The sequence below is a fragment of the Nocardia sp. NPDC006044 genome, assembly GCF_042871115.1.
Lineage (GTDB): Bacteria > Actinomycetota > Actinomycetes > Mycobacteriales > Mycobacteriaceae > Nocardia.
The window spans coordinates 351,105-363,796 of the sequence record NZ_JBIAID010000003.1 but is presented as its reverse complement, the minus strand read 5'-3'; the positions used below and the strand labels follow the sequence as shown (position 1 = coordinate 363,796).

The window sequence follows — 12,692 nt, the reverse complement described above, 5'->3', positions numbered from 1 at the left end:
CGGAATGCGGCATAGGTCGCGCCTCCGGCATTGTCTGGTTAGCCTTCATGGATATCCGATTTGGATGTATTCACGCTGGAAAGGGTTGAGCGGTGGCGTATTTCGCGGACCGAGTGGTGGCGATCACCGGAGCCGGCTCGGGCATCGGCCGCGAACTGGCCCTGGCGCTGGCCCGGGACGGCGCGCTGCTGGCGCTGTCGGACAAATCGGCCGACGCGGTCGCCGAGACCGGGCGGCGGTGCGCCGAATTGGGAGAGAAACCGGCGGTGACCACGCTCGACGTCACCGACCGGTCCGCGGTGCTGGCGCATGCGGCGGCTACCGTCGCGCATTTCGGGCGGGTCGAGGCGCTGTTCAACAATGCCGGAATCCTGCACGTCGGCGGGGTGGCGGAGTCGCCGTTCAGCGATTTCGAGCAGGTGATGGACGTCGACTTTTGGGGAGTGGTCAACGGCACCAAGGCGTTCCTGCCGTATCTGCTGGCCGCCGAGCAGGCGCACGTGGTGAACACATCCTCGGCGTTCGGGCTGGTCGGGATGGCGCAGCACGCGCCGTACAACGCGGCCAAGTTCGCGGTGCGCGGATTCACCGACTCGTTGCGCCAGGACATGCGCGCCGCTGGCGGCAAGGTCCGGGTGACCGCGGTGTATCCCGGCGGGGTGCTCACCACCATCGCGCGGTCGGCACTGGTCGCGCCCGGCATCGACGCCGAGGCGGTGGCCCGGCGGTTCGAGGGGCATGTCGCGCGCACCAGCCCCGCCGCGGCGGCCAGGACGATCCTGCGCGGAGCCGCGCGCGGCGAGGCCAAGGTGCTGGTCGGACTGGACGCCCTGCTTGTGGATCTGGTCACAAGGTTCGCGGGCTCATATCACGAACGGGTGCTGGACATGGTATTTCGTTCCTGACCGCGCAACCGTGCGCGATCGGGAACGGGTGATTGAAATGTCAACTGGTCGAACACTTCTCGCGACGGCAAACGATTTTGCGCGATCGATCGGGCGCGACTGATGGCGAAATGGATCCTGGTCGAATGCTTTTCCGGCCCGCCGGGCAAGGTGATCGCGTTCGGCGCCGCGCCCAAATCGTTCGTGCCGCTGAGCAATATCCTGCGTAACCCACTGTCGCTCGCGGACGCGGAAGCCGCTCTCGCACAGGCGTGTTCGTCTCGGTCCGTGGTCGACCGGGTCTCGGACGACGGACGCCGCGCCGTGCGCGCCGAGCCATTGCTGATCTCGCCGGAGCGGGCGCACGCCGTCCGGCTGTGGGTCGGTCCGGTCAAGGAGCCGCTGCCGCCGCGAGAACCGGTGGGGGCGTGGTACTTCAACCTCACCACCAATCGGTCGGTGCGCAGCGTGGACCTGCTCGACCTGTACGGCGTCGCGCCGCAGGACCGGGAGGCCGAACTGGCCATCGCGGGCGCGTTCACCCGGTTGGTCACCAATCGGGACGAGAGCGAGGCGCTGGCGAAGATCGTGAATTCCGCGCCGGGTACCGAGCATCAGGCGGTGTGGACCGTCCGCCGCGACGACGAGGCCTTGCGCGCAGGACATTTCGCCTGCCGGATCATCGTCGAGGTCGATGCGGACGGCCGCCGGGAGGTGTTGTTCCGCGGGGTGACCCAGGACATCGGGGAGGCGATCGCGGTGCCCGCCGCCCCGCCGCCGATGATCCTGGAGTATCAGCTGCTGGAGGCGTCGACGGCGCCGGGGGAGTATCGCGCGATCGTGAATCTGCGCTCGCTGCAACTGATTCGCTGGATCGGCGCGCCGATGCCCGGCATCGCCTGGGCGGATCTGCCCGGCCAGCCGCCACCGCAGATCCATCCGGACGATCTGTCGGCCGCGCTGGAGATGACGCGCGAGCTGGCCCGGCATCGCGCCGAGGGCACGTTGCGGCTGCGCCGGATCGACGGCGGCTGGCAAAAGGTTCGGGTGCGGGCCGCGCTGATGGTGCTGGATCAGCACACCACGGCCGGACTGGCCACGGTCACCGCCGCCGAATAGCCGGCGATGACCGTGGACCGGCGGTCACTGACGCGGTAAGTCCAGCGCCGCCATTTCCTGCTCGATCGCGTTCGCGGCGAAATCTACGCCGCTGGAACGTAATTCATGGACTCGTCGCTGTAATGCCTCGACACCACCCGGCTGGGCCGCGATGTCGGCCAGGCTGATCCGCCCCATGGACCGGTGCATACTCGACTGCACGTAGACCATCACCGATACCTCCTGCCTTGCACGCTTCCGGACCCACCGACCCGCGTGGGTTATCCACTGCGCTACAAGCCGCCACGACTACCGTATCGGCAGGAGACCCCGAGTCACCGGGCACGCTGGCAAAATGTTATCAGCGATTCCTACTGGTCGCTTGATCAGTGTGCTCTGTCTCACACCTCTTTTGCGGCCCGGTGATTCGCCGTGTTGTGTAGGTACACAGCCCCATTCAGTCGAATGCCGTCCTGTTCGGCCTCGCTGAGTTCGCGCCGCACCTTACCCGGTACTCCGGCGACCAGCGACCCGGGCGGAATCTGCGCGCCCTCCGGAATCAGCGCGTTGGCCGCGATCAGGCTGCCCGCGCCGATCACCGCGCCGTTGAGCACGGTCGCGCCCATGCCGACCAGCACGTCGTCGCCCACCGTGCAGCCGTGCAGGATCGCGTTGTGGCCCACCGACACCCCGCTGCCGACGGTGAGCGGGAAGCCCGGATCGGCGTGCAGCACGCAGCCGTCCTGGATGTTGGTCCGCTCGCCGACGGTGATCTGCTCGAGGTCGCCGCGCAGCACGGCGTTGTACCAGACGCTCACCTCGGCCGCGAGCCGCACCCGGCCGATCACCGTGGCGTTGGGCGCGACCCACGCCGCGTCATCGATCTCCGGGGCGAACTCGCCGATCTGAATCCTCATGCCGACGAACCTAGCCGTGCGCCCTGGAACAACGCGCGGTGGGCGGCCGGGCTGGTGCCGAGGATGCGGTGGAAGTGGTGGCGCAGGCTGACCGCGGTGCCGAAGCCGGTGTCGGTGGCGATGCGTTCCATGGTGTCGTCGGTGGTTTCCAGCAGCAGCCGGGCCCGGTCGGCGCGCTGGTGCAGCAGCCACTGCTGCGGGCTGTTGCCGGTGCGATCACGGAAGCGGCGGGTGAAGGTGCGCCGGGACATGAGCGCGACCCTGGCCCAGCCGTCGAGATCGATCGATTCGCCGAGATGTGTTCTGGCCCAGACCATCGCGCGTTCGATCGGGTCGTCGTCGGTGGCGTCGGGGACCGCGATCGGGATGTACTGGGCCTGGGAGCCGCTGCGGTGCGGCGCGGTGACCAGGTCCCGGGCCAGCTCGGTGGCCGCGCGGCTGCCGAGGTCGTTGCGGACCAGGTGCAGGCAGCAGTCGAGGGCCGCGGCGACGCCCGCGGAGGTGATCACGTCGCCCAGGTCGGACCAGAGCGTGTCGGCCCGCACCCGGACCGTCGGGCAGGCGCGGGCCAAGGCGGCGGCGCCGGCCCAGTGGGTGGTCACCTCGCGGCCGTCGGCCAGTCCGCTGACCGCGATCGCCCACGAGCCGAGGCACAGGCCGACGATCCGCGCGCCGGCCGTGTGCGCGTGGTGCAGGGCGGCGCGCAACTCGGCGGACAGCGGCATATCGCGTTCCCAGCTGGGGATGATCACGGTGTCCGCGCGGACCAGCCGATCGAGTCCGTGGCGGACCTCGATGTCGAAACCGGCTGGGGTGCGCAGGGTTCCGGGCTTCTCCGCGCAGACGTCGACCTGATAGGGCGCCTTCCCGCCGATGCCGACCCGGGCGAAGACGAGGCTCGGCACGGACAGATGGAACGGGCTCATGCCGTCATAGGCGAGTACAGCCACAGTATGCATGGCCCGATTTTATCGGTAGGCGGCTCTCGGGCCACTGTTGGGTGCGTCGACGCGTTGACAAGCTCTAAGCCATGACCGACACGATCGAAACCACTAACCAGCTCGACGTTCTGCACATCGGCGGACCCACCGTGCGCCTCCGGTACGCCGGCCTCACCTTCCTCACCGACCCCACCTTCGACGAGCCCGGCGACTACCCGTCGGGGCCGGTCACCCTGCACAAGCTCGTCGGCCCGGCGGTGTCCGCGGAGCAGGTCGGTGCGGTGGACGTGGTGCTGCTCTCGCACGATGAGCACGCCGACAACCTGGACAACGCCGGGCGCGAGTTCCTGCAGACCGCCGGGGCCGTGCTGTCCACGCCCGGCGCCGCCGAACGGATCAATGGCGTTCGCGGACTGGAGAATTGGGAGTCGGTGACGATCGGCGACGTCCGGATCACCGGGGTGCCCGCGCTGCACGGGCCGGAAGGATGCGAATCGGTGACCGGGATCGTCACCGGGTTCGTCTTGCAGGCCGATGGTCAGCCGACCGTGTACGTCTCGGGGGACAACGCCTCGGTCGACCGGGTCGCGCAGATCGTCGAGCGGATCGGGCAGATCGACGCCGCGGTGCTGTTCGTCGGCGCGGCGAACGTCGGGCACTTCGGCGACATCGACCTCACGCTGAACGCGCGGACCGCGGTTCAGGCGGCGGAACTGCTCGGCGACGCGGTGATCGTGCCGGTGCACGGCGAAGGGTGGGTGCATTTCAGCGAGACGCTCGACCGGCTGGGTCTGCTGTTCGCGTACGCCGGGCGGGAGAAGCAGTTGCGGATTCCGCCGCTGGGCGAGGAGATCACTGTCTGAAGGTGCCGGTCTGGGCGGACAATTTCGCCCTGATTCGGGGGCATCGGTGCGAGTTGGCGCGAGTATTGTCCGCTGGGACCGGCCGGTTGAAAGCGTCTGGCCGGTCCCGCCCGCCGGGGTAGCAGGGGGACGACTCAGTCTTACCCGTGCGTGGAGCCGGGCCTTACGTGCGAGGCGGAACCGTCCTCACGCGTGCGGCCCCGCTGTCCTCACTGCTGGTGGCGTCGGCAGTTCGCCGCGATCGCGTCGTGGATGTATTGGGACAGCCCCGGCGCCATGTCGTCGTAGTTGCGCCCGAGCCGGCGATTGGCACGGTAGTCCTCGGCCAGGCGGAGATGCGTGTCGTAATCGCAGTCGTGGAACCACTTTTCGAGATGGCGGCGCTGCTGTTCGGCCAAGTCCATGACCGCCTCGTCGTCGGCCGGAGTTCCTGTGTGCATGGCGTCGGCGAGGCGCTGATGGATGTCGCGCTGTTCGGCGCGCAGGTCGAGCCAGTCCTGCTTGCTGTACTGCGCGCTGCGCTCCCGGCGCTGGGTGAAGTCCGGGTTGTGGCCCCAGCGGCGTTCGGCCTCGTCGGCGGCGTCTATGAGGCGGTCGCCGCCGAAGACTTCCAGGCGTTCGGCGGGAGTGAGGGTGATACCGGCCTTGCGGGCGGTCAATTCCTTGTCGATCAGGGCCAGCATGGACCGATGGCGGGTGATCCGATCGGTCAGCAGGTCCTGCTGGCGGCGCAGGTGGTCTTCGTCGGACAAACCCGGGTCGTTCAGCAGGGCGGCGATGTCGTCTAGGCCGAAGTCGAGTTCGCGATAGAACAGAATGCGTTGCAGCCGTTCGAGATCGGCGGTGTTGTAGAGGCGGTATCCGGTCGCGCTGCGGCCGTTGGGGTGCAGCAGGCCGATCTCGTCGTAGTGGTGCAGGGTACGGACCGATACCCCGGTCAACTGGGCGACTACGCCGACGGTGTGCTCGATGGGTTCCATGTCTGTCACTGTGCGGCCTCACGTCGCGGGAGGGTCAAGGTGCGGAATCGGACGCGGTGCCTCACGGTTTCAGGAGGCGGCATCGAGCAGAGCCTCGGCGGCGGCTCGGGCGTGGCTGCCGGGCGCGGAATCGTTGAGCACCATCGATCGGCTGGCGGCGCCGTCGGCGAGGATCGCGAGCTGCTCGCCGAGGACTTCGGGGTGCGCCGCGCCGAGTTGGCGTAAGAGGTCGGTGATGCGCCCGGCGAAGCGCTGTTTCTGCTGTTTCGTGTAGGCGTGCACCGGGCTTTCCGGATCGGGGAACTCGGCCGCGGCATCGATGAACGGGCAGCCCCGGATGGGACCCGCGGATTCCGGCACGGCGAACAACTCCAGGAGTCGCTGCCTGGGCGGCAGATCCGCGCGGTCCAGCACGCCGTCCATCGTGCGACCGGTCTCGATGAGGTGGCCCAGGTATGCCACCACCAGCTGATCCTTGGTCGGGAAGTGTTGATAGAGAGTGCGTTTGGAGACCGGAGCCTGCGCGGCGACCTGCTCCATGCTCGTGGTGTTGATTCCTTGCGTTTCGAACAGCGAGGTGGCGGCCGCCAGGATGCGCTCGTGTCCGCCGCGCCCGCGGCGTCGGGCGGTTTCGTGTTCGTCGATCACAGCTTAAGTATACGTTGCCGTTTACCTATGACGGATTCTCCGCTAGGGTCCATTCCTAGGTAAACGATCTCGTTTACCTAGGAACAACCAGGACACGAGGCGATGATCATCGACTACCAGCCCGAATACGCCGAACACCTGATCCGCGGACGACGAGCGACCCGCGCGTTTCTTCCAGACCCGGTGCCCGAGGACGCGCTGCGAGCTGTCTTCTCGCTGGCCGGTGCGGCACCTTCTAACTCCAACACCCAGCCCTGGCACATCGAGGTGGTCAGCGGCGCGACCCGCGATCGCCTCGCCGACGCGTTGGTGGCCGCGCACTCGCGCAACCACCTCTCGCTCGACTTCCCCTATAGCGACGATCTCTATCGCGGCACTTACCAGCGGCGACGGCAACACGCGGGGGAGCGGCTGTACACAGCGGTCGGCATCGCCCGCGATGACCACGCCGGACGCGAGGCCTACAACGCCCAGAGCCTGCGCTTCTACGGCGCTCCGCACGTCGCGCTACTGTTCACCGCCGCCAATGCCGAGGTGCGGATGGCCGCTGACGTGGGCATCTACGCGCAGACGCTCATGCTGGCGATGACCGCGTACGGCATCGCCAGCTGCCCGCAGGGGCTATTGAGTTTCTACGCCGACACCATTCGTGCCGAGTTGGGTGTCGAGGACCGAAAGGTCTTGCTCGGCATCTCTTTTGGCTACGCAGACCCCTCGGCTGGGGCCAATGCCGTCACGGTGCCGCGCGCCGATCTCAGTGAGACCACTCGATTCCACTCGTGAACCAGTGGTTCATGCCCGGACCTGATCGTGGCTGGCGATGAAGTCCTGGAAGCGCGGAATCACCTGGTCCGGGTTGGCCCACAGCAGATCGTGCCCGATGCCCGGATAGATCTCGATCTCGACCGACGGGATGTGTGCGCGGGCGCGAACCGCGCACCGCTCGGGATCGTTGATCACCGTTTCGGCGCCGAAGAGCATGAGGTTCGGTGCGGTGATGCCGGCCAGTTGCTCGTCGGTGAACGGACGGTCCCACGGCACACCCGATCGAAACTTCAACAGCGCCATGACAAGTGCGAACTCGTCGTCGGTCATCTCGAGACCGGGCGTCAGCCACTCATTGAACTTTCGCATTCGTTCAGGGGTTGGCCGTAGGCCTACCTTCAGGAATTTGAACAGCAGCCCCCAACTCGGCTTGGTAAAGGTCGCTCCGCTCGGTTCGAACATGGTCAGGCTCGCCAGGCGGTCGGGATGGAACACCCCGACGGTCCCGGCCAGCCATGCGCCGTAGGAGTTTCCGGCGAGGTGGACTCGATCCTCGCCGAGGCCGTCGAGCGTCTCGGCCAGCCATTTCGCGACGTCTTCCGCATTGTGTAGCGGTGCGGTCTGCTTGCAGCGCCCCGCCCAGCCCATGACGTCGGGCGTATATACGACTCGGTCGCGCGTCAGTTCGCGGATGAACCGATACCAGATCATGCCGTTGCCTCCGATGCCCGGCAGCAGCACGATCGGCGCGCCCGCTCCGGCCCCGGATTTGCGCACTCGCGTTGTCCCGAAAGATGTTTCGACATCGAGGTCTTCCGACGGCACCGGCCATTGCGCGGCCACGGTGTCGTAGATGCGCGCGAACGTGGCCTGCGCCTCGTCGTTGGTGAATTTCCCGATCTTCGGCATGAGCGCCTCCCCTTTACTTCGTCTTTACGATATGACCGTATCACATAAAATGATATGGCCGTATCACGGAAGCGATACGTGCGTACCATCTAGGGCTCAGGGTTCTCCGGCGGGAAGGGAAGGCGGCAGGTTTCGTGCCACGATTGGTCGACCATGAGGTCCGGCGACGCCAGATCACCGATGCCGTAAGGCAAGTCATCGTGCGCGGCGGCCTCGAAGCCGTCACTTTTCAGACCGTCGCCGCCGAGGCCGGGATCTCGGTCCGGCTCGTGCAGTACTACTTCGGCGCCAAGCGGGACTTCCTCCTCGCGACGCACCGGTCGGTCATGGAAGATGCCGGCGCGCGTTTCGCCGAACGCTGGACGGCCCTCGGTTCCGACCCCGCGCCCCGCGACGCCATCCGCGCGGTCCTGACCGAGTTGCTTCCCCTCGACGATCAACGCCGAGCCGAGACGATCGTCCTCGGCGCCTTCGGCTGGGCCGCGATCACCGGCCAGGGCATTGCGGCTGAGGAAACATTCGCCGCGCCAAGGGCTTTGGTCACCATCGTCGCCGGCCAGCTCCGCCGAACCCGGCTCGTCGGTAACCCGGAACTCGACGCCGAACTCATCGCCATGGCCATCGGCGGCCTCGCCCAGGGCATGCTCCAGGGCTACGGCACCGCCGACGCCGCCCTCGTCCTCGTCGACCATCTCCTGGACCGCATCCTCGGGCCGGAAACGCCGCACGGTAGAGCGGTTCGCTCCAGCTGAGCGAGCGAAGTGGACGGGTTTATAGACCGCCGCGCACCCTCGAATCCTTCCTGGCCGAGAATCTCGACGCCTTCCGGGACTTCCGGCCGAATAGTCCCCGATGACCGTCCGGCCAGGCCGGATGCACGCTGTTGGACGGCGGCGCCAGGGTGTATTCCCCGCAAAACTCGTTGCTGATGATTAGCCATGCGGCAACATGGGCATCCGGTACGAGTTCCTCACCGATTGTGTCCCGCGATCTACTTCCACTACCCAGGAGGACAAAGATCCATGGTCACCACCCGGAACTACCGTCGTCCAGCCCTCGTCGCAGCCGCTCTCGGCGCAATGACCTTGGCCATTGTCTCGACCTCGGCCCCCGCTCTCGCCGCCAACTCCATCGATGTCGACGGCCTCGGCCCGGTGAACGTGCGGGTCAATTACAGCTGTGACAACCGGGCCGAGGTCGCCGCGGTCAAAGTGATGGTCGGCGCTCCCGAAGCCGACGGTCCCTCGGCTATCGGCGAGCAGACCGAGGTGAACTGCACCGGCGAACAGCAGAGCACTGTCGTCACCCTGGACGGAGCGCCCCTGGGACCGGGCCAGACGGTCCAGGTCCGGGCCGCCCTCGTCGACCACGTCAACACCGTGATATCCGGCACCGCGAAGGTGGTCACGCTGGGCTGAGGCCGGGCGGACACGTCCGCGCTGTACTCACCTGAATGCGTGTTCACCGCAGTGAATGGTGCGCTGCGTCAACGACTTCCGCGTGCCTGCTGGTCGCGCGCTCCTACCTGACGTTCTCGTCCAGGCTGATGCCGAGCCGGGTGGGCACATAGACGAGGTCCTTGTCCTGCCGCAGGGTGAGTTCGATCGAGAGTCCGAGTATGAGAAGAAGGTCCTCACCGCGCTCCGCGAAGCGCTCCACCACGCCGCGCGAAGCGCACCACCGCACTGAGCTTGTCGACAGTGCCGAGAATCGAAGCACCGCAACGCGGGAGCACGAAACCCCCTTCGCAATGCGTGATGGCAGCCACCGACGACCTGGCTTGCGCTACTTACGGGTGAGGCAGATCGTCGCTCCGTTGGTTACGCCTGGATCGAAGGTGATCCAGGCGGGTGATGTTGCGGGGCAGTTGCCGTCGTTGGAGTCGTGACGGTCGATCACCTGGTGGGTGGCGGCCGGGTCGGCGCAGTCGGTGCGGCGTGAGCGGTCGGCAGGGCCGGTGCCGCCGGAGACGACGCAGTCGCCGACCTTGGCGTAGATGACGGCGTTGTTGTCGGAGGGGCCCAGGCAGATCGCCAGCACCAGATCGGTTTTCTCGTTGTGGGTCATCGAGAAGGCGTTGGCGCCGAACACATCTGGGCACTGTGGCTTCGTCGGCCGTTGGTGCAGTGCGCGGACGGTCAGCACGCGAAGGTTGGCCTCGGGTGTCTCGCACCGCACTATTTTGCGCAGATCCTTGTTGGTGCAATCGTTCACCTGCGCCGAGTCGATGTTCTGCGGGTCGGTGATGAACGTGCACAGCACGATCGCGCGCCCGCCGAGCGAGGCCTGCGCGAACGCTTGCCGGGCCTGCGGTTGATCGCGGCAGGCCTGATCGGTCACCGGCACCTGGCGATGCAACTCGGTGCTGAGCACCTTGGTTTCCTTGTTGGCCGCACAGGGAATTCGGCTCACCGTGTCACCCGCGCCGGTGATCTCGACGCAGTCGCCGGCTTGCGGCGCGCCCGGGTCTGAGGTGTTGAAGCGTGTCGGGGTCAGGCAGAGTACGACCCCGGGGTTCGGGCTCGGGACGTCGCCGACGGCCTTGGTGACGTCCGGGTACTTCATGCATGCCGACTCCAGCGGCCATACGACCGATTCGCGGGCGGTGATGCGGTACAACGCTTTTCCGTCCGCGCAGCCGTATTCGATCGGTCCCGAGACGTCGAGCGTGACGCAGTCGCCGACCGCCAGGGCGATAGGTTCGGGGCGGAGCAGAAAGTAGCCGCCGGTCAGGGCCGACCCGATCAGTACCAGCACCGAGGCCAGTGCGAGCCACACCCACTTGCGCCGCCCGGTTGATCCCGAGGTGGTCTCCGGCATCGAATCCAATTGTGCGACAGGCATTGCCGACGATTCCCAGTGGCTACTCGTTGCCGGTCCACTGATACCTCGAGTATCGATCTCTCGGGCCGCAGGTATGGGCATCTGTTGTCCGGCAGGCGTTTCCTGTGCTGCCCATCGGTTACTTGTCGGCGGTTCATCGGTGGCCCTAGCGCCCATCTCTGGGGCGGTGGATTCGGACTTCTGTTGTGCGGTAGGCGTTTCCTGCGCACCCCATCGGCTGTCGGGCCACGAATCACCGGATTGCGCACCGAGATCCGGAGTCTGCTGATCGCCGGGGCCGCCGCCCGCGGCCGGATCGACATGGTTGTACCACTGGTCTTGCACGATCTTCCCCCACCGGCTGAGCACTCAGCCCTCGAGCACCCGCGCACTCGCGCGGAACCGAAGATCATAACGCGTAGGTCAGCGGTCGCAACCGCTTGGAAGTTCGTCGGCGACCGGCCGGGTTCGCGCCGGCAGCACTCATCGCCGAGGCTGCCCTCCCGCACGGCGCCGATTGTTCAGGCCCCTATCGGCGTGCTGATCAACTTGCGTAGAAATGGTCGGCGACCGGGCCGTCTCGTGATCATCGTGTGATATCCGCGCGTCGTTCGTGGCGTGCGACCCGCGCTGGGTTCACGATGGCGTTATGCAGATCGGAGTGCCACGCGAGGTCAAGGAGCAGGAGTTCCGGGTTGCCCTCACGCCGGCGGGGGCCGGGGAGTTGGCCGCGCTGGGGCATGAGGTGGTGGTCGAGGCCGGGGCGGGCGTCGGGTCGGGGTTCGTCGACGCCGACTATGCCGCGGTGGGGGCGCGGTTGGCACCGGTCGATCAGGTCTGGTGGGAGGCGGACCTGGTGTTGAAGGTGAAGGAGCCGATCGCCGAGGAGTATCCGCGGCTGCGGCGGGGGCAGGTGCTGTTCACGTATCTGCATCTGGCTGCGTCGCGTGACTGCACCGACGCCATTCTGCGTTCCGGGATCACCGCGATCGCCTACGAAACGGTGCGGGCCGCGGACGGTTCACTGCCATTGCTCGCGCCGATGAGTGAGGTGGCGGGCAAGCTCGGCAGCCAGGTCGGCGCCTACCACCTGATGGCGCCGCTGGGTGGTGGCGGCATGCTGCTCGGCGGGGTGCCGGGCGTACGCGCGGCCGATGTGGTGGTGCTCGGCGGAGGTGTCGCCGGGTCGAATTCGGCCTCGGTCGCCGCCGGCATGGGGGCGCGAGTCACGGTGTTGGACACCAACTTGCCTCGTCTGCGTGAGTTGGATGCGCGGTTCGACGGGCGGATCGCCACGGTCGCTTCGAATACCGCCGAGATCGAGCGGGCGGTGTCGTCCGCCGATCTGGTCATCGGCTCGGTCCTGGTGCCCGGTGCGCGCGCTCCGAAACTCGTCTCCGATGATCTCGTCGCCCAGATGCGACCCGGCTCGGTGCTCGTCGACATCGCCATCGATCAGGGTGGGTGCTTCGCCGGCTCCCGACCGACCACGCACGCGAATCCGACTTTCCGCGTGCATAATTCGCTGTTCTACTGTGTCGCGAACATGCCAGGGGCCGTGCCCCACACCGCAACGGTCGCCCTCACCAACGCCACATTGCCGTACATCCGCGCCATCGCCGACCTCGGTTGGCGAGAAGCCTGCGCCACCCACTCCGACCTCGCCCACGGACTGACCGCGGACTCGGGAAGGTTGCTGTCCGCGGAAGTCGCCGCGGCACACGGATACCCGACGGCCCAGCCGGTCGGCTCGGCACGCTGACGGTCGCGCCGCATCGATGCCCCGCCGCAGTGGGATTGCGCCGCACGGCTTGTGGCCGGTTGCACGCGGCTTGGGGCGTGCGCGCCTGCGGGCCTGGGTCGG

General features: G+C 67.2%; 15 protein-coding genes. 7 read left to right on the top strand and 8 right to left on the bottom strand.

Translation table 11 applies throughout. The features are described from left to right. Positions 1–92: 92 nt before the first annotated feature. Complete coding sequence (locus ACFYO1_RS26335) at positions 93–905, top strand: SDR family NAD(P)-dependent oxidoreductase (RefSeq protein WP_387236255.1); 813 nt, start codon at positions 93–95, stop codon at positions 903–905. A gap of 102 nt (positions 906–1,007) precedes the next feature. Further along, positions 1,008–2,003, top strand: coding sequence for a GAF domain-containing protein (locus tag ACFYO1_RS26330; protein ID WP_387236253.1), 996 nt, complete (start codon positions 1,008–1,010; stop codon positions 2,001–2,003). A gap of 24 nt (positions 2,004–2,027) precedes the next feature. On the opposite strand, the gene ACFYO1_RS26325 is transcribed toward ACFYO1_RS26330, so the two are convergent. The 3 genes from ACFYO1_RS26325 to ACFYO1_RS26315 form a co-directional block, all read right to left on the bottom strand. Further along, positions 2,028–2,213: a hypothetical protein gene (locus ACFYO1_RS26325; protein ID WP_387238576.1), complete on the bottom strand. Its 186-nt coding sequence runs from the start codon at positions 2,211–2,213 to the stop codon at positions 2,028–2,030. A gap of 170 nt (positions 2,214–2,383) precedes the next feature. Next, on the bottom strand, positions 2,384–2,899 hold the full coding sequence (locus ACFYO1_RS26320; RefSeq protein ID WP_387236250.1) for a gamma carbonic anhydrase family protein: 516 nt from the start codon (positions 2,897–2,899) through the stop codon (positions 2,384–2,386). Beyond that, a complete protein-coding gene (locus tag ACFYO1_RS26315) occupies positions 2,896–3,858 on the bottom strand; it encodes a GlxA family transcriptional regulator (RefSeq protein ID WP_387236247.1) in 963 nt (320 codons plus the stop codon). The genes ACFYO1_RS26320 and ACFYO1_RS26315 overlap by 4 nt, the downstream gene beginning before the upstream one ends. 71 nt (positions 3,859–3,929) lie before the next feature. Between ACFYO1_RS26315 and ACFYO1_RS26310 the strand changes: the two genes are divergently transcribed. Beyond that, positions 3,930–4,703 carry an MBL fold metallo-hydrolase gene (locus tag ACFYO1_RS26310; protein WP_387236244.1) on the top strand — a complete coding sequence of 258 codons (774 nt, stop codon included), beginning with the start codon at positions 3,930–3,932 and terminating at the stop codon, positions 4,701–4,703. 209 nt (positions 4,704–4,912) lie between these two features. Here ACFYO1_RS26310 and ACFYO1_RS26305 read toward each other — a convergent pair whose 3' ends face one another. Beyond that, on the bottom strand, positions 4,913–5,683 hold the full coding sequence (locus tag ACFYO1_RS26305; RefSeq protein WP_387236241.1) for a MerR family transcriptional regulator: 771 nt from the start codon (positions 5,681–5,683) through the stop codon (positions 4,913–4,915). A gap of 69 nt (positions 5,684–5,752) precedes the next feature. After that, entirely contained in the window at positions 5,753–6,331 is a 579-nt protein-coding gene (locus ACFYO1_RS26300) for a TetR/AcrR family transcriptional regulator (protein ID WP_387236238.1), read from the bottom strand. 102 nt (positions 6,332–6,433) lie between these two features. On the opposite strand from ACFYO1_RS26300, the gene ACFYO1_RS26295 reads away from it, so the two are divergent. After that, complete coding sequence (locus ACFYO1_RS26295; protein WP_387236235.1) at positions 6,434–7,114, top strand: nitroreductase; 681 nt, start codon at positions 6,434–6,436, stop codon at positions 7,112–7,114. 9 nt (positions 7,115–7,123) lie between these two features. Here the strand turns inward: ACFYO1_RS26295 and ACFYO1_RS26290 are convergent, their stop codons facing one another. Further along, positions 7,124–8,005 (bottom strand): alpha/beta fold hydrolase, encoded by an 882-nt coding sequence (locus ACFYO1_RS26290; protein ID WP_387236232.1) that lies wholly within the window; start codon positions 8,003–8,005, stop codon positions 7,124–7,126. Positions 8,006–8,139: 134 nt separating this feature from the next. Between ACFYO1_RS26290 and ACFYO1_RS26285 the strand changes: the two genes are divergently transcribed. Both ACFYO1_RS26285 and ACFYO1_RS26280 read left to right on the top strand, forming a co-directional pair. After that, positions 8,140–8,757, top strand: a complete 618-nt coding sequence (locus tag ACFYO1_RS26285) for a TetR/AcrR family transcriptional regulator (protein WP_387236229.1) — start codon at positions 8,140–8,142, stop codon at positions 8,755–8,757. 270 nt (positions 8,758–9,027) lie between these two features. Next, positions 9,028–9,423, top strand: coding sequence for a hypothetical protein (locus ACFYO1_RS26280; protein ID WP_387236226.1), 396 nt, complete (start codon positions 9,028–9,030; stop codon positions 9,421–9,423). A gap of 103 nt (positions 9,424–9,526) precedes the next feature. Here ACFYO1_RS26280 and ACFYO1_RS26275 read toward each other — a convergent pair whose 3' ends face one another. Together ACFYO1_RS26275 and ACFYO1_RS26270 are read right to left on the bottom strand one after the other, a co-directional pair. Further along, on the bottom strand, positions 9,527–9,691 hold the full coding sequence (locus ACFYO1_RS26275) for a hypothetical protein (RefSeq protein WP_387236223.1): 165 nt from the start codon (positions 9,689–9,691) through the stop codon (positions 9,527–9,529). Positions 9,692–9,790: 99 nt separating this feature from the next. Next, positions 9,791–10,825, bottom strand: a complete 1,035-nt coding sequence (locus ACFYO1_RS26270; RefSeq protein ID WP_387236220.1) for a hypothetical protein — start codon at positions 10,823–10,825, stop codon at positions 9,791–9,793. Between the two features lie 652 nt (positions 10,826–11,477). On the opposite strand from ACFYO1_RS26270, the gene ald reads away from it, so the two are divergent. Further along, positions 11,478–12,590: an alanine dehydrogenase gene (gene ald, locus ACFYO1_RS26265; RefSeq protein WP_387236218.1), complete on the top strand. Its 1,113-nt coding sequence runs from the start codon at positions 11,478–11,480 to the stop codon at positions 12,588–12,590. The last annotated feature ends 102 nt before the right edge of the window (positions 12,591–12,692 follow it).